This window comes from Vicinamibacteria bacterium (genome assembly GCA_035620555.1).
Classification (GTDB): Bacteria; Acidobacteriota; Vicinamibacteria; order Marinacidobacterales; family SMYC01; genus DASPGQ01.
Genome location: DASPGQ010000614.1, coordinates 1 through 17,062, shown reverse-complemented (window position 1 = coordinate 17,062; position 17,062 = coordinate 1). Strand labels below are relative to the sequence as shown.

The window sequence follows — 17,062 nt, the reverse complement described above, 5'->3', positions numbered from 1 at the left end:
CGGCGAGCTGATTTGCTCGCGCTGCTGCGGCACGAAACGACGCGTCGAGATCAATTGCCCTCCGGATTGTCCCTATCTGCACGGCTCCCACGACTCCAAATGGATCTCGGAGACCCGGCGCAAGGAGGACGCCCGGTTTCTGGCGCACTTCCTCGCTCTCGAGACGCCCCAGGCCGAGTTTCTCTTCTTTCTGCACCACGTGGTCCTTCGTTCGGTCTCGCCGGGACCGGGGGCATCGCGAGGGATTGCGGGTCTCGACGACTCGTCTCTCCGCGATGTCGTGGAGACCGTCAAGAAGACTATCGAGACCCAGACGAAAGGAATCGTTTACCACCATTCGGTGAGCTCGCCACATTTGCAAGCCCACGCCGATTGGCTGCTGCATCTCATCGCTTCGCGAAACGAGATCCCAGGGGCGCCGCCGGTGGGTGACGAAGACGTCCTCGCCATACTCGGGGCGATGCTGCACGCGCTCGCCCATCACGTCTCCCATGGAAGCAGGGGCGAGCGCTACTTCGACGTCGTGGAACGATTGCTGGGGAAGAGCCTGGCCAAGGCGCCCGCTCCGGAGCTTCCGAACGGACTCGGAGAGCCGCCGGGCGATCTCATCATCACGCCCTGACCGATCGGGTGGGTTATACTGGTTGTTACTCTACTTGAGAAACCCCCTGCGAACGAGGCGTCTTGGTCGAGATTAGCCACCGGGAACGGGTCGTCCGGGTCAAGATCGTCTACTACGGTCCGGCGGCCGGCGGGAAGACGACGAACCTCGTCGTTCTACATCGCCGGGCCGATCCGGCCCGACGAAGCGAGATGGTCTCGGTGACGTCGACGCAGGACCGGACAATCCTTCTGGACCTCCTTCCGGTGAAGACGCCGTCGTTTCGCGGCTACGATCTCCGCTTTCAGGTGATTGCGGTGCCGGGTCAACGGATGTATGCCGCGAGCAGAAAGCTCCTGCTGAACGGCGCGGACGCGATTGTCTTCGTAGCCAATTCGGCGACCGACCGGTGGGAGGACACGCTTCAGAGCCTGCGGGAGATGAACCAGTACCTGCTCGATCACGGCCTCGACCCCGCAACCATTCCGATGACGTTTCAGTACAACAAGCAGGACCTTCCCGACGTCACGCCGCTCGAAGCGATGGAGAGGACGCTGAACGCACGAAAGACCAGAAGCTTCCCCGCAGTGGCGATTCGTGAGAGCGGTGTGCTCGAGACCTTTGCCGCCGCGCTCCGATCGACGATGGACGACATCTCCGAGCGATTCAAGCTCGGAGCCGGTGTAAGGAACGGGCGCTCGATCGACGACTGGCTCGCGGACTCGATGAGAATGATGTTTGCCTGGACGCCGTCTTCGGAAAGCGACACCTTTCCGGTCTTCGTCGAGCGGATGGGAACGTCACCTTCGGCGGGGGCGGGGCTCGGTTTCAACCGAGGGTCGCAGCAACCGAATCGCGTCGCGGTCAAAGTCCCGGTGGCGCGACTGGTCGAGGGGGGTACGCCTTCGGCGGCAACATCGGCGAGCAACCCTCTAGCCGCCGAGGCGCTGGTCGACAGCTATGCGCAGGCGGCGGTCGAGCTAACGAGCGCGCTCGAAGAAATGCGCGATCAGCGGGATTCGGCGCAACGGCTCCTCCTCGATATCGGTCAGCCGTTCGAGGCCGCGCAGTCCCTCGCCGGGGGGGCGTCGCCCGACGACGTGTTGAAAAGCCTTCTGATGCGAATTGCCGAGGGGTTTTCGGCGACCAGCCATTCTCTTTCGCTCGCGCGAGGGACGAAGCTCGTCCCCGCGATTCTTCATGGCCTTCGACGCGAGCCGCTCTTCTCCATCCTGGACTCGGCGGGTCGGCCTCTGGCCGAGAGTCTGCTCGAGAGCAAGGGGCCCATCGTTCACGCCCAGGGAGATGGCGGGCCGCTCGAGCAGGTCTTGTACCGCAGCGAGGGAAGCGTCGCTTCGGTCATCGTCATTCCCATCCGTAATCCCGTACAGACTCTAGGTTTCGCCTGCTTCTACCTGTCGCCCTCCTCGGCACCTCTTCCCGCCGGCAGCTCGTCCCATTTGGAACGGATCGGATCCGGCCTCGCCTTGGTGCTGGAGCTCGTCGCCAGCCGCATCGCCCGCGGTCGCGTCGAGCGGCTCGAGGAATCGGCCCTGGTCGGGAAAGTCTCCGAGCTGGCGCTCTTTTCCATCGGGCCGGCTCTCCATCGGCTCTCGACGACTCTCGAAAAGCTGAGCTCGTCGCCCTTGCCCGAATCCGCTGCCTCGGTCGTGCGGGAGCTGCGCACGGACGTCTCCGGAGCGCAGCAATATCGCGAGGCCGCGCTGGCATTCAAGGGAGGACAGCCTTCGAAGAGCGAGCTCATCCCGCTCGGGCCCGTGTTCGAAAGCGTGCGGGCCTGCACCGAGGGAAGCCTCTCGCGAAACGACGTGACCCTCGAGACAGTGGAGCCTCCATCTTCCGCAAGAGTCAGGGCGGACGCTTTTCTGCTCCGCTCCGTCCTCACCGCACTCGTCGAGAGGTCGGAGCAGGAGCTCGAGGGCTACGGAGGAGGGCGCATTCGGCTCTCCGCTCGATTCGAGGGAGACCAAGCCTACATCCTCGTCGCCGACAACGCCGCCTCGGTAAGGAGCCTGCGCGAACCAGGCCAGATCGCTCGTACCCTCGAGCATTTAGGCATCGCCTGGCCGCTGTCCTTCGTCGACAGCGTGGTTCAGCGCTTCCATGGCGAATGGAGCGTCGGATCGTCCGAGCGAGGCAACGAGGTGACGGTCATCCTTCCCGCGCAATAGCTTCGCTTCCTTCCCGCCGCACAAGGCGATGGCCGTCCCGACGGGACAACGGCACTGGCAGCACCCATTCGGCATGTCATAACATTGGCGCCGAGAGACATTCCATGGACTCCATTCTGCGAAGATGGCTGTCGCCGATCGTGACGTTCCGGGAGGGCGAAGCGACGACGGGCCTGCTCATGTTCGTCTACTCCTTCCTGGCGATGACGGCATACAACAACATCAAGCCCTCGGCCGCGTCCAAGTTCATCGATGATTTCGGGGCGGACAACACGCCCTGGGTCTACCTCATAGCCGGCCTCACCATGGGCTTCATCATGAGCTATTACAGCCGCGGGGTCGGCAAAGTACCCAAGCTCTGGGTGCTCCCTGGGACGCAGGTCCTCGTCGTCTCGATGCTGATCGCGTTCTGGTTCCTCTTTCAGACCGGCCAGGCCTGGGTCTCGGCGGCGTTCTTTTTCTTCGGCCGGCTCCTGCTCGGCATCTTCCTAATCAGCCAGTTTTGGACGCTGGCAAACGACATCTACGACGCCCGTCAGGCCAAGCGGGTGTTCGGATTCATCGGCGGCGGCGCCAGTCTCGGTGGCATTACCGGCTCCGGCCTGACCAGGCTTCTCGTCGAGCGAGTAGGAACCGAGACCCTCATTCTGTTCAGCGCCGGAGTGCTCGTGGCCTGCTTCTTCATCATCGTCGAGATCCAGCGGCGGACCAAGCTCGAGGGAGAAGGCCGGTTCGAGGTCAAAACCGAGAGCCTGGGTGGGGGCCAAGCCCTGGCGATGCTGAGGAGCTCCCGGCACCTGCAGCTCATCGCCCTGGTCATCGGCTTTTCGGCTCTCGGCGCGGCGACCCTGGACGTTCAGCTTCTTATGGCGGCCGAAGCCGAGGTCACCGGCAAGGATCGAATCACGGGTTTTCTCGCGGAGATCACTCTCTACATCTCGCTCATCGGTTTCTTCATCCAGGTCTATCTCACCTCCAGGGTCTACAGCCTGCTCGGAATCGGTTTCGCTCTCGCCGTTCTGCCCGTCAGCCTGGGAGTGACGGCGCTCGTGATCCTGATGAACAAGGCTCTCTGGGCTTCGAGCGTCGCGCGGGTATCGGACAGCGCTCTGCGGTACTCGCTCGACAAGACCACGAGGGAAACGCTGTTTCTTCCCCTCCCCACGGAGTTGAAGCTCAAGGCCAAGAGCTTCGTCGACGTGGTGGCCGACCGCTTCATCGGCAAGGGAATCGGCTCGGTCATCCTGCTCATCGCGATCAAGCTATTCAACCTCGTGTGGTGGCAATTGAGCGTGCTCAGCCTGATCTATTGCGGCATGTGGCTCGTTCTCACCCGTCGGGCGAAGCGAGAGTACATGGCCGTCTTCCGGCGCAGCATCGAAACGATGCAGCTCGAGCCCGAACGACTCACCCGAGAAGCGGGAGACGCGGTGACGGTGGAAACACTCGTGGAAGAGCTCGGCAGCCTCGACGAGCAGCGTGTGATTCGCTCCATCGAGCTGCTCGAGGCGCTCGACAAGCGGAACCTGATCTCGCCCCTCTTGCTCCGCCACGACTCTCCCGTCGTCCGGGCAAGAGCGGTCGAGGCGGTGAGGAACGCATCGCCCCATCTCGTGGAACGTTGGCTGCCGGCGCTGGAACGAGGGCTGGCCGACGAGGATCCCGACATCCGTGCCGCCGTGGTCGAGGTGCTCGCCCTCGTGCGAGGCGGCGAAGTGAAGGAGCTCGTTAAACCCTACCTGAACGCCGCCGATCCTCGACTGGCGGCGACCGCTGCCCTGGCCCTGGCCCAGAGCGACGACCCGAAGGACCGCGACGTGGCCGAGTCCGTATTTTTGCGGCTAGCGCTCGACGATCGGGACGCGATGGCGGCCTCGCGACGGGAGGCGGCCCGCGCCATCTCGCGCACGACCGATCCTCGCTTCCGACGACTCTTGGTCGGATTGATGGACGATTCCGACCCGGAAGTGGCGTTGGAAGCGATCCGAAGCGCCCGACAGCTGGGGGATTCGGACCTCCTCTTCGTACCCTCCCTCGTCTCTCTACTGCGCAACCCGCGGGCGAAGAACGCCGCGCGCGCAGCGCTCGTCAGTTACGGGGAAGCCGTGGTGCCCACTCTCCGCTACTTCCTCCTCGACGAGGAGGAGGACACCTGGGTGAGAAGGCACATTCCCACGACCCTGGCCCGCATTCCGTCGAACGCGTCGGTCGAAGCGCTCGTGGATTGTCTCTCGAGCGACGATGGGTTCCTGAGATACAAGGCGATCGTCGCCCTGGAGACGACCAGGAAACGCCGGCCCGATCTGCAGATACCGCGAGAGCCCATCGAAAAGCTGCTGCTGAAAGAGTCGACGCGGTACTATCGCTACCTCGGCGCTCGATTCGAGCTGTTCGAGCACGGCGACTTGCCTCGAGACAGTCTTCTCGACCGGGCCCTGGTGGAAAAGCTGGACCGGCAGCTCGACCGCATCTTTCGCCTCCTCGGGTTGATCCACGAGTGGCGCGATATCCACGCGGCGCGTATCGCCATCGAACGGGGAGACGCGAAGGCGCGAACGAGCGCCATCGAGTTTCTCGACAATATGCTCGCGGGGGCGGTCCGCAAGCGGCTCTTGCCGATCATCGACGATGTTCCCAACGAGGAAAGAGTTCGTAAAGGCAACGTGTTCTTGAAAACGCGCATCCGGGGACCGCTCGAGTCGTTATCGCGGCTCGTCTATGACGATGACGTCGTCATCGCCGCCACCGCGATCGATATCGTGCGCGATAGGAAGCTGTGGTCGCTCGTCGAGGACCTCGAGCAAGTCCTGAAGTTTCGCGACGCGAAGGACTTCGCGGTCTTCGAAGCGGCCTCTCACGCGCTGGCCGCTTACCGGCAGAAAGAAGTACCAGCCCATGCGGTTTGAGCTGCTGTCGCCCGTCCCCGCCGTCGACGTCGCCCGGCAATTACGGCAGATTCCGCTGTTCGGCCTCTCCTCGGTAGACGAGCTTTTTCGAATCTCCATGATCGCTCGCCAGGTGCGCTACGATGAGAACGTGGTAGTGCAGGAGCGCGGGTCCAGAGCGGAGTACATCCAGGTCCTGGTGCAAGGTCGACTCCGGGCCGTCGCCACCGACGGCGAGGAACGGATCCTCACGCCCCCGGCGATGCTCGGTTTCCAGGAGGTGCTGACGGGAACGACGCTTCGGGACACGGCGACGACCGAGCTGGCATCGGTCGCGCTGGTGATGCCGGCGGAGGACTTTCGCGAGCTGCTGTCCGCAAACATCGAGCTCGCTCAAGGCGTTTTTCGCATGCTTCTCGATTCGGCGTCCGACGGGAGTACCGCGTCTTCGCGAGCCTTCCACTATGAGATGAAAGACCGACCGCTCACCACAGTCGAAAAAGTGATGTACTTGCAGACGTTGCCCATCCTGGTTCGCGCGACTGGAGAGGAGCTCTACGAGCTCGCCGGCATCACTCGGGAAGCGCCCCTGACCCTCGGATCAACCGTATTCTCGGTGGGAGAATCTCCCTTCATCGTCCTGCCCCTCGCGGGAGAGCTGAGCCTCGAGAACGAAGATGGAAGCACATCTCGCGGCCTGCCGGGTGCGGCAATCGGTATCCATGAGACGCTTTCCGGGACCGAATGGAAGGCAACCGCCAGAGTCTCCGGAGCCGGGCAAGCTCTGTGGATCGACCGAGAGCCGCTGTTCGATTTGTTGAGTGACCGCATCGATTTGCTGCAGGGTGTTTTCGACGCGGTCTTCAGATGGCAGGACGAACCGTGATCGACGCCGGTCGAAGGTGCGGAATTCTCGTGGATGATAGGCATGCCACCGCTCGGTCGGGCTGGCGCATCACGAGCAGAGTACTCGTTTATGTCGTCCTGTGTGTGTCGTGGTCAGTTCTGTCCTCCGGAGCCGACGACGCGCAATGGGAGTGGGACGGGATCCGCCGTATCGTGGCGGTGGGCGACGTCCACGGCGCCTACGACAACTTCGTCGCGGTGCTGCAAAACGCCGGCCTGGTGGACGAAAAGCAGCGTTGGATCGGTGGTGACACGCATCTCGTACAAAACGGCGACGTCGTCGACCGTGGCCCTTTTTCCCGAAAAGCGATGGACCTTCTCATGAAGCTAGAGGACCAGGCGAAGGATGCCGGCGGATACGTCCATGCGCTCATCGGGAACCACGAGGCGATGAACATCGTGGGAATCCTGGACCTCGTCTCCGACGAGGAGTTCGCCGCCTTTGCCGACCGAGATTCGAGAGAGATTCGCGATCAAACCTTCGAGCGCTACTACGAAGCGGTCCGGCGCGAGGCAAAGAACAAAGGTGAGGATCCGCCAGACAAGGGGGACGAACGTAGGAGCTTCGAGGAGCGGTATCCCCTGGGATACGTCGAGCACCGTCAGGCATTCGACAAGAGTGGCCGCTACGGCAAGTGGATTCTCTCCCACAAGGTTGCGGTCAAGATCAACGGGATCGTTTTTTCCCATGGAGACTGGAACGAGAAGTTCGCCGTCATTGGCATCGAAGAAGTGAACCAGCGTGTTCCCCGGGAGCTTGCCGGTGAGCTGCCTCTCGAAGACGGTCTCACATTCGATGCCGAATCACCTCTGCAATACCGGGGCCTCGCACACACTCCCCTGACGCGCGCCGCCCAGCAGGCCCAACGGGCCAAGGTGGACACCGTGCTCGGCCACCTCGAGGCGAAAAGGCTCGTGGTCGGACACACTCTCACTACAGGGGTCATCGAGTCGCGTTTCGATGGGAAGCACGTCAGCATCGACACCGGAATGCTCGAGCTCTATCACGGCGGCCACCGGGTGGCGCTCGAGGTCGTGGGGAACCAGCTCCGCGCCATTCACGACGAGGGAACGGTCGATATCCCCGACACGATGGACGAGACCAATTTCGGGGCCTATATTCGCGCCGTCTCCGAAGTCGACCCTCACAACGTCGACGTTCAACTCAAGATCGTCGACGTCTTGCAGGAAGAGAATCGTAGGGAAGAGGCGGCTCGGATCCTGATGACTCTGTTCGAGCGACCCGAATGGGTGCCGTTCCGCTATCGTGATTTCCTCGGCAGCTACTACGAGACGATCGGCGAGACGGGTCTCGCCCGCGAACAATATGAGGCTTACGTCAAGGGGCTCAGCGAGCTGGTCAGGGCTTCACCGGAAAACGCCAGCCTGGGGAACCTGCTGGCACGGTTTTGCGCCGACAAGGGAATCGAGCTGGATCTCGCGGAGAAGACCATCGTGGACACCCTCGAACGATCGCCCGGCAACGTCAGCTTTCTTCTCACTCGGGCGCGCGTGCATCTGGCCAGGGAGGAGTTCGACCGGGCGCTCGAGTCGCTCGGGGACCTCTCCAGCGACGGTGGCTTCGGCTACGAGCTCCACTACTTGAGGGGCCTTGCTTTTCTCGGGCTGGACGACAAGACTCGCGCGCGACACGAGTTCGAGAACGCGATCGAGGCCGAGCCTACCCGGACGGAAGCTCGGGATGAGATAAAAAAGATGGACGAGGTGCCTCTATTGCGGTGACGCCCACGCGCCAGGAGAACTCTGGTTGCAGAGCCCTCCTGGCATGGCGCTGTGGGAATGCAGCTACTTCTTGGGGGGAACGACGGCGTCCTTGCAAGCCTTGGCAACCCGGAACTTGACCACCGTCTTTTTCGGAATCTGAATCTCTTCGCCAGTCTGAGGATTCCGTCCCTTGCGCGCGTTACGCACCGACCTCACGAGCTTCCCGACGCCAGGGATCACGAACTGACCTGACCGCTTGGTCTCCTTGATGGCGAGGTCGGACAGCGCCTCGAAAAACTGCGCGCTCTGCTTCTTCTGGACCTGCATCGTCTCCGCGAAGTGGGCCACGATTTGGGTTTTGGTCATGGGTTTAACGGACATCCCTTTAAGTCTCCTATCTTCCTGAACAGTTGCATAACATGGATCCATTCACCAAGGAAGGATCCGGGACCACAAAACATCGACCAGACGACCCGAGTCAGCTCGCGTCGCTTCCTGGGTTCCTAAGTTGAATCGTGTATCGACCGAATACCAAACGGAGAACATTCTAGTCGCGACGGCACCGTTACGCAAGCCCCGAACCGCCAAAACCCCCGAAAAACCGCCTAAAATGAGCCGATGCCCCCCGTGGTCGACCTCGTCGATGCAACTGGATGGCGGCACCGGCTCGAAGGTCCCCCTCGGCGCGTCATCAGTCTGGTTCCCTCAACGACGGAGACCGTCTTCGTCATCGGAGGCGATGATCGGCTCGAGGGCATCACCAGGTTCTGCGTGCATCCGAAACGAGCCCGGGATCTTCTGCCCGTAATCGGCGGCACCAAGAGTCCGAACCTCGAGCTCATCCTGTCTCTCGGGCCCGACCTGGTGCTGGCGAACCAGGAGGAGAACCGGAGAGAAGACGTGCTGGCCCTTCGCGAGAACGTACCGGTGTTCGTCTTCTATCCCCGCGACGTGCCGGCCGCCATTCGAGACGTGAGGAATCTCGGCAGACTTCTCGGACGCGATCGAGCTGCCGAGGAGCTGGCTTCGGAAATCGAGCGACGACGCCCGACCCTTCGGGCCGAGCCGTTTCGTTACATCTACTTGATCTGGAAGCGGCCCTACATGGCCGTGGGTCGCGACACGTTCGTAGACGCCCTCCTCTCGGAAGCCGGAGGGGTCAACGCCGCTCCATCGAGAGGACGCTACCCCGAGATGACGATCGAGGAGCTGGAATCCTCGTCGGCTGACGTCATCCTCCTCAGCACCGAGCCCTTCCCTTTCACCGAGGAGCACGGAACCGAGCTACTCTCGCAATTCCAGGATCCCGACCGATTCCGGGACCGGATACTCGTGGTCGATGGACAACTGCTGTCGTGGCATGGCGCTCGCCTCGTCGAGGGGCTGCCTTACGCAGCCAAGCTCGCCGCATCGATCTCGGAGCTGATTACGAGTGGCGGGCAAGCGCCGAAGAATCGATAGAAGCCGCGTCTACCGCAAGAGCTGTTCGACGGTCAAGAGCCGCCCGCCGATCGCCACCGCCTCGGTGTTTCTGAGATCGCGGATGTTCGCGCTGGGATCGCCGTCGACCAGGACGAGATCGGCGATCTTGCCGGGCTCGATGGTACCGAGATCGACGGCGGCTCCGAGAGCCTGCGCGGCGAGCAGCGTGGCGCTACGAATCGCGCCGAGCGGCCCGAGCCCGGCCTCCGAGAGCTGCTCGATCTCGACGAGGAGCGACAGCCCATAGGGAACGATGGGCGAGTCCGTTCCCGCGAGGACGTTGCCCCCACGCTCGGCGATCGCCGACACCGTCTCGAAGTAGGGCTCGATTGCCTCGGCGGGGACATCCCTCGGCTCGGCGTTTCGAAGATTCTCCTGAAAGAAAGGGGGATAGAGCTGAATCCGGCGGTCCTCGAGAAGCTCGGGCTCGCGGCTCCTTGCGAGAGCCCAACCCCCGTGGATCAGCACCGTGGGTGTGAAGTAGACCTTCGAGCGAGCGATCAGCTCGATGACATCGTCGTAGCTCCGGCCGAGATCGGAGACCTTTGGTGAGAAGCCGCGTCTCGAGGTGCCACGAATGTGCTCGATTCCATCGATACCGAACGCCACCGCAGGATAGACCTCATGGGAGGTAACGAAAACACCCTGAGCGTGCGCAGCGCGCACCACGTTTTGCTGGAGCTCGTCGGGAAGACGTACGTAAGTCTTGATGAGATCGTAGTCGAGCTCACGCGCCCGCGCCATCTCCTGTTCGAGCTCCTCGGGATCTTCAACCGCGAGCGCACCGGTATAGTAGATTCGATCTCCATCCATCGTGCCACCGGTGTAGAAGATCCGGGGGCCGATCCGGCGTCCGGCGCTGATGGATTCCCGCTCTTCGAGAACGCGATAGGGCGCGTCGGCGGGAGTTCGAATCGACGTGACCCCGTGGGCGAGCCATATCCTGCCCTGGCGCGCTCCCCATGCCGGAAGACTCAGGTGCGTGTGCATGTCGATGAGTCCGGGGACCAGCGTCTTTCCCGAGCCGTCCACCACCCGAACGTCCGGGTCGACGAAGGCGCCGGTAGGCTCGACGCTCTCGATCCGGTTTCCTTGCACCACGACGTCCATGCGCTCGCGAGCCGGACCTCCCGTCCCATCGACGACGCGCACGTCGCGGACGACGAATCGGCCGCCCGCGGGGACTTCCTCGTAGACTTGACCCAACTCCAGATCGCGAACGGTGCCCGAGGCCACGGAGAGCTCGCTGATTCCACGAGGACTGACGTAGACGACGCGCTCGCCGTCTTTCGACCAGCTGGGGAAGTCGACCGCCTCACCGCCGATCTGACGCGGACTCTCCCGAGGCGTCCCGTCGAGCGAGACCGGCAGGACCCAGAGCGCGCCGTCCATCGCCATCGCCATCGCCGTCCCGTCCGGCTTCCAAACGGGACCGTCGCCGTCTCTCGTGCCGAAGCTTCTCTCGGGCTGATCGAGTAGACGCGACTCACCGGTGCGCGTGTCCACGACGAGAATGCGGTTGATGCCTTCACGAAAGCGCGTCGATACCGCCACGTGAACCGCCATGGCGACGTGCAGGCTGTCCGCGGACCAGGTCGGCATCGAGGCGCCGCGCCGGCTTTCGGTCAGAATGCGATCGTCCGAGCCGTCAACGGAAACCACGTGGAGGCGGGAACGATCGTCCAGATAAGCGATGCTCTTTCCATCGGGTGACCAGGCGGGAGAAAGCTCCGCTCCCAGAGACGAGGTGATCCTTTTCTCGCCCGAGCCGGGGGCCTCGGCAACGTCCCGGGTCCAGATGTCCATCGTTCCCGCGCGGTCGGAAGAAAACACGAGCCGGCTGGCGTCGGGTGACCAGTGCGGGTCGGTGTCGAGATGCTCGTCCCGAGTCATGGGAATGGATTGTCCCCCCGCGGTCGGCACGATCCAGATGTCGCCTAGTGCGGCGTAAGCGATCATCGAGTCGTCGGGAGATATCACCGGACGCACGATCCCTTTCACCCGTCGTTGCTCCCTTTCGTCGCTGAACTCGACCGAGCGCCTCCGGTAGGGCGGACGATCGAGCGTGACCTTCGCCTCGAAGGCCACTCGCGTGGCCTCGGCGTCGTCGACCGCCTGATGCCACAGCGACCCTGCCGCGGTGAAAACGAGGTTCTTCTCGTCGATCCATTCGGCGCGAAAGGGATAAACGTCGGGCGGCGTAGCGACCTTCGATGAACTTCCTCCCGAAGCCGCGACGATGACGAGGGAGCTCGACCGGTCCTCCAGGACCCTTACCGCGATCCGACTTCCATCGGGACTGTAGGACGGAGAGGCGATGCGCCCGGCGAACGAGGCGACGAGCGTCGGCTGGCCCGGGCTCGGGCCGCCTAGGTCGACGCGATAGAGACCGGCCGGCTCTCTCTCGGATACGAAGACGATGTGATCGCCCTCGGGGGACCAGCAGGGCATGTAATCGTTGTCCGGGCCTTCGGTCACCGGCACGATTTCGCCCGACTGCAGATCGAGTACGGTGACGTCGTAGCTGCCCAGCCGGTCGGAGGAAAAGGCGATTCGGCTTCCATCAGGCGACACCGCGGGCTCACGGTCGTCGGCGCTTCCCTCGGTGAGAGCAACCGCATTGGATCCATCGGAGTCGACCGCCCAGATATCCCATGTGCCGTTTCGGTAGGACTGGTAGACGATCCGCGTTCCATCGGGCGTCACGTCGGGAAGTCGATCGTCTCCCAGCCCATCGGTCAGGGGGCTGGCGGCTCCTCCTCCGGGCGGCAAGTGCCAGAGTGTACCCTGGAGGTCGAGCACGTAGCTTCCGTCCGGAGCACGTGCCGCCGCAAGGTTCGTTCCCTCGCGGAGCACGAGGTCGATCCGTTCGGCGCCACTCACGGAGCCCGAGAGGCTCGAGAGCAAGCCGAGCGCGAGCGCTCGTCGTCCCATTCCGATTCCTCCTTCGATGCGCCAAAGCTACAACAGCGTGACGCCTTCGACAAGCCGTTTGCACCGGCAGTCGCGGGAGCATTAACTTGGGAGCGTCATGCCGTCATCGACGATCGCGCTCCTGTTCTCGGTCTCGACGGTCGCCTGCTCGAGCACTCAGGACGCTCCTCCCGGCACCAACCGGCTGATCCACGAGTCCAGCCCCTACTTGCTGCTGCACGCGAGAAATCCGGTGGACTGGTATCCGTGGGGCGAAGAAGCCATTGCCCGGGCGAGGGAGCTCGACCGACCCATCTTCCTTTCGGTGGGCTATTCCACCTGCTACTGGTGCTACCGAATGGAAGATGACGTTTTCGAGAATCCCGAGATCGCGGCCCAGATGAACGAGGGGTTCGTGAGCATCAAGGTGGATCGGGAGGAGCGGCCCGACCTCGACGAGATCTACATGACCGCGACCCAGCTCATGACTCGGCGAGGTGGTTGGCCCAATTCGGTCTTTCTCACCCCCGATCTCGAGCCTTTCTTTGCCGGGACCTATTTCCCTCCCGAGGACCGGGGACAGGTCGTCGGTTTTCCCACCGTGCTCCGGCGGATACGGGAGATGTGGGACAGCGATCGCGGTCGAATCGAGGAGTCCGCCGAGCGCATTGCCGAGGCCATACGAGAGATGATCTCCTCGGCGAACGAGCCTTCGGCAGACCTTCCGGACTTCGCGAGCGTCGAGAAAGGATACGAGCGGCTCGCAAGCGGTTTCGACGAGGAGTGGGGAGGGTTCTCGCCCGCCCCGAAGTTCCCTACCCCCTCGGACCTGTTTCTTCTGCTGTCCGAGGCGAAGCGGGGAAACGAGCACGCGAGCCACATGCTGCTCACAACACTCCACCGGATGGGTGGGGGGGCGCTCTACGACCACCTTGCCGGCGGGTTTCATCGCTACGCCACCGATCGCGAGTGGCGCATCCCGCACTTCGAGAAAATGCTCTACGACAATGCCGCCCTCGCCGAAATCTATCTGGAAGCCGCGGCGATCGCCGGGGAACCGGAGCTCGAGCGACTGGGCCGAGGCACCCTCGACTTCGTCCTCGAGGAGATGACGGGCGCGGAAGGGGGTTTTCTCTCGGCCATCGACGCCCAGACCGACGGGAAGGAAGGAGCCTACTACGTTTTCGGCAAGGAGGAGCTCGACGAGGCTCTCACCGACGACGAGCTGTCTCTGATAGGCCCGGTTTTCGGCTTCGACTCCGAGCCCAATTTCGAAGACCATCTCCACACCGTGTATCTGACGGCGCCTCTCCCGGAGCACGCGGAACGACTCGGCATCTCGCGGGAGAGGCTCCTCGAGCGCATGGAGCCCGCTCTGGAGAAACTGCGCGGCATCCGCCGGCAGCGGAAGTTTCCGCTCGTGGACGACAAGATTCTCACGGACTGGAACGGCATGATGATCGCCGCCATGGCGAAGGGAGCGTCTCTACTCGAGGAGCCTCGCTACGAGCAAGCTGCCAAGCGTGCCGCTCGTTTCGTCGTCGATGAGCTCCGGACTCCTGACGGAAAGCTGCTGCACGTGTGGCGCGATGGCGTCGCCAAGATCCCGGCTTTTCTCGACGATTACGCCTTCCTGATGAAGGGACTCATCGGCCTCCACCGGACCACGAGAGAGACGGCGTGGCTCGAGACCGCCGAAGGGCTCGCCGAAGAAATGGAATCACGCCTGCGAGATCCCAAGGGTGGCTACTACCAGTCTCCGCCGGAGCCGCTTCTGCTCGTCCAATCGAAGAGCGCTCTCGACGGCGCCATCCCCTCGGGGAACGGGATCGCGGTCGAAGCCCTGCTCGATCTCGCGGAACTGACGGGTAAGGCCGTCTATCGGGAGCGGGCCGAGGCGGCCGTGCGCGCCTTCGCGAACGAGCTCGAGACCTATCCCGCCGCGGCCAAAACCCTCGCCCTGTCGGTCGAAAGGCTCCATCGCGCACGACCGGAGTCCCTGGCAACCAGGCTGGTTCGTGCACGCATCGAGCCCGAGGAGCCGCGGTCGGGCTGGCGGCGCTTTCGCCTGGAGCTCGAAATCGAGCCCGGCTGGCACGTGAACGCCAATCCCGCCTCGTCTCCTTACTTGATAGCGACGGAGTTGAAGGGCGAGGTGCGTGGGGTCATGTATCCGCCGGGCAAGGAGGTGACGTTCTCCTTCTCGGACGAGGCCCTCTCCGTCTACGACGGAACGGTGTCGCTTTCGGGCGAGCTCGGTGCCGACGCATCCTCCGTGACCCTCGTGTATCAGGCCTGCGACGACACGCGGTGCCTGGCGCCCGTCGAGAAGGTTGTGACGCTGCCATAGGCACGCGCGACCGATCTTCTCATCTGTGCAGGCGGCGTTGTATTGGGCGTGGAGACGTCGCGAGCTAAAACCGGCACATAGGTGCCGGTCTGTGGGGACGGTCCAAGTTGCTCGCCTAGAAAGCCCCCGGGTGCCGCGACAGATCGGGGCGTCGAACGTCGTAGATGTCCGGATTCGCTTTCATGAAGCTCCCGAACCCTTGCCGACGAATCATCTCGAGCTCCCCCGGGTAAAGGGGGATCATCTCGATGAGGCTCACTCTCGAGCCATCGGTCAGCGTGAACCGTGCCACATCGGCGGGCAAGGTCACGGGCCAGAACGGCAGGAACCCCGTCATGTCGGACGCCTCCGAAATGGGCCCGCCGAACTCGACCGGTTGCCCCACGCAAAATCCATACTCACCCCGATATCTCAACGCAGTCCGGCCGACCGCGAGCCCCCAGGCGGGATCGCTCGCGGCCACGGAGATGAACAGCTCCGGACGTGACTCGGTCCACTCGGCGAAATCCACGAAGGACAAGCCGATCGTGCAGCTCGTCGTGTGGCCGGGCTCGGGCAAGTCCGTCCACGTCACGACGGACAATACCGGGGATACTCCCTCGCCGGAAAGAACCCGCACACGGCCTTTCCTGCTCGCGAGCTCTTCGAGGTGCTCGAGGAGGGCCTCGGCCCGATCACGCATGGAAACGAACGACCACCGCGCCTGTCATCACTCTTCGGCTCGAGCTCGCGCCAGGATGCGAAGCGCCTGTTTAAGATGGAGGGCTTCCACCATCTCGTTCCCCAGCGTTGCGACGTTCTTCCCTTGCGACAGGGCCTTTTCCATCACCTCGATGGTGCCTCGGGCCCGGGCGATCTCATCGGGGGTGGGTTGAAAGACCCGATGGATGACCGGCACTTGAGCGGGGTGGATTGCGGTCTTGCCGTCGAATCCCATCTCACGAACCCTTCGGGTGCTCTCCTCGAGCCCGTCGAGATCCTTGTACTCGAACCAGGGGGTGTCGAAGGCTTCCGCGCCGGCGGCGCGAGCCGCGTGAAGGATTCGGCTCCGCGCATAGAAGAGCTCCATCTCTTCCGGAAGCCGTCCGGCTCCTAGGCTCGCACGGTAATCGGCCGCGCCAAAGACGAGCCCCACCACACCGGGCAGGCTCGCCAGCTCGCGCGCAGCCATGACCCCGCGCGCCGTCTCCACCATGAGCAGGAGTGGGACGTCACCAAGCATCCTGCCGAGGCTCTGAATTCGCTCGGAGTCCTCGCATTTCGGGAGAATCGCCGCCTCGGGCCGCAACTTCGAGAGCATCTCGATGTCGGCGTGATGCCAGGCGGTCTCCGGCCCGTTCGCGCGGACGAACACTTCGGATCCGCCCCAGTCAGTAGTCCGGTAACACTCGCTCACGATCTTCCGGGCCTCGTCCTTGAGGTCGGGGTGCACTCCGTCCTCGAGGTCCAGGACGAGAACATCCGCCCCGCGCTGTCCGGCCTTCTCGATCATGGGCCGGGAGGAACCGGGAAGATAGAGCAACGATCTTCGTCTCGGTTCCATCCGATCTTCCTTCGGCATCGTAACACGCTCATTCCGAGGCGGTAGCCCCGCTCTAACCTCGGGCCAAATCGCTCGGAAACGCCACCCATTTTCTTCGAACTTGCCTCACGAGTTATCCGTATTGGGATGTAGATAGGATGGGAGGAATCAACCGATGATCGTGCCCTTTCGCCGAGCTCTTGCCGTCGCGGCCGTCGCCGTCGTGACGATGACCGCCAGCCCCCTTGTGGCTCAAACCCCCTGGATCCATGTCGAGGTGGACGATGACACCGAGGCGGACACACGAGTCAAGGTCAACCTTCCGCTATCCGTGGTCGCGCTGGCGCTGGAAGCGGCTCCATCGGAGGTCGTTTCTCGAGAACGAATCCACATCCACGATTGCGATATCGATATCGCCGATCTGAGACGCGCCTGGACCGAGCTGAAGGATGCTGGCGACGCCGAGCTCGTGTCGGTCGAGGGTCG

At 63.2% G+C, this 17,062-nt stretch carries 12 protein-coding genes; 8 read left to right on the top strand and 4 right to left on the bottom strand.

Annotated features, from left to right (window positions below; all coding sequences use genetic code 11):
• From VEK15_25170 to VEK15_25150, 5 genes are all read left to right on the top strand, one after another.
• Positions 1–622 (top strand): hypothetical protein (locus VEK15_25170; GenBank protein HXV64015.1); only part of this gene is annotated, 622 nt, incomplete at its 5' end.
• A 62-nt stretch (positions 623–684) separates the two neighbouring features.
• On the top strand, positions 685–2,793 hold the full coding sequence (locus VEK15_25165) for a hypothetical protein (GenBank protein HXV64014.1): 2,109 nt from the start codon (positions 685–687) through the stop codon (positions 2,791–2,793).
• 104 nt (positions 2,794–2,897) lie between these two features.
• Entirely contained in the window at positions 2,898–5,699 is a 2,802-nt protein-coding gene (locus VEK15_25160) for an Npt1/Npt2 family nucleotide transporter (protein ID HXV64013.1), read from the top strand.
• A complete protein-coding gene (locus VEK15_25155; GenBank protein ID HXV64012.1) occupies positions 5,689–6,564 on the top strand; it encodes a cyclic nucleotide-binding domain-containing protein in 876 nt (291 codons plus the stop codon). Before VEK15_25160 ends, VEK15_25155 begins: the two co-directional genes overlap by 11 nt.
• Positions 6,565–6,593: 29 nt before the next feature.
• Complete coding sequence (locus tag VEK15_25150) at positions 6,594–8,327, top strand: metallophosphoesterase (protein HXV64011.1); 1,734 nt, start codon at positions 6,594–6,596, stop codon at positions 8,325–8,327.
• Positions 8,328–8,390: 63 nt separating this feature from the next.
• Here the strand turns inward: VEK15_25150 and VEK15_25145 are convergent, their stop codons facing one another.
• Positions 8,391–8,675: an HU family DNA-binding protein gene (locus VEK15_25145; GenBank protein HXV64010.1), complete on the bottom strand. Its 285-nt coding sequence runs from the start codon at positions 8,673–8,675 to the stop codon at positions 8,391–8,393.
• Between the two features lie 252 nt (positions 8,676–8,927).
• Here VEK15_25145 and VEK15_25140 point away from each other — a divergent pair, with 252 nt between their 5' ends.
• The gene (locus tag VEK15_25140; protein ID HXV64009.1) at positions 8,928–9,770 is read left to right on the top strand and encodes a helical backbone metal receptor; all 843 of its coding nucleotides are present in this window, start codon (positions 8,928–8,930) and stop codon (positions 9,768–9,770) included.
• A gap of 9 nt (positions 9,771–9,779) precedes the next feature.
• Here the strand turns inward: VEK15_25140 and VEK15_25135 are convergent, their stop codons facing one another.
• On the bottom strand, positions 9,780–12,725 hold the full coding sequence (locus tag VEK15_25135; protein ID HXV64008.1) for an amidohydrolase family protein: 2,946 nt from the start codon (positions 12,723–12,725) through the stop codon (positions 9,780–9,782).
• A 97-nt stretch (positions 12,726–12,822) separates the two neighbouring features.
• On the opposite strand from VEK15_25135, the gene VEK15_25130 reads away from it, so the two are divergent.
• A complete protein-coding gene (locus VEK15_25130) occupies positions 12,823–15,054 on the top strand; it encodes a DUF255 domain-containing protein (protein HXV64007.1) in 2,232 nt (743 codons plus the stop codon).
• Between the two features lie 115 nt (positions 15,055–15,169).
• Here the strand turns inward: VEK15_25130 and VEK15_25125 are convergent, their stop codons facing one another.
• Together VEK15_25125 and VEK15_25120 are read right to left on the bottom strand one after the other, a co-directional pair.
• Complete coding sequence (locus VEK15_25125) at positions 15,170–15,736, bottom strand: suppressor of fused domain protein (GenBank protein ID HXV64006.1); 567 nt, start codon at positions 15,734–15,736, stop codon at positions 15,170–15,172.
• A 27-nt stretch (positions 15,737–15,763) separates the two neighbouring features.
• On the bottom strand, positions 15,764–16,597 hold the full coding sequence (locus tag VEK15_25120; GenBank protein ID HXV64005.1) for a CoA ester lyase: 834 nt from the start codon (positions 16,595–16,597) through the stop codon (positions 15,764–15,766).
• A gap of 154 nt (positions 16,598–16,751) precedes the next feature.
• Here VEK15_25120 and VEK15_25115 point away from each other — a divergent pair.
• Positions 16,752–17,062, top strand: a 311-nt coding sequence (locus VEK15_25115) for a hypothetical protein (protein HXV64004.1), incomplete at its 3' end; no start/stop codon positions are given.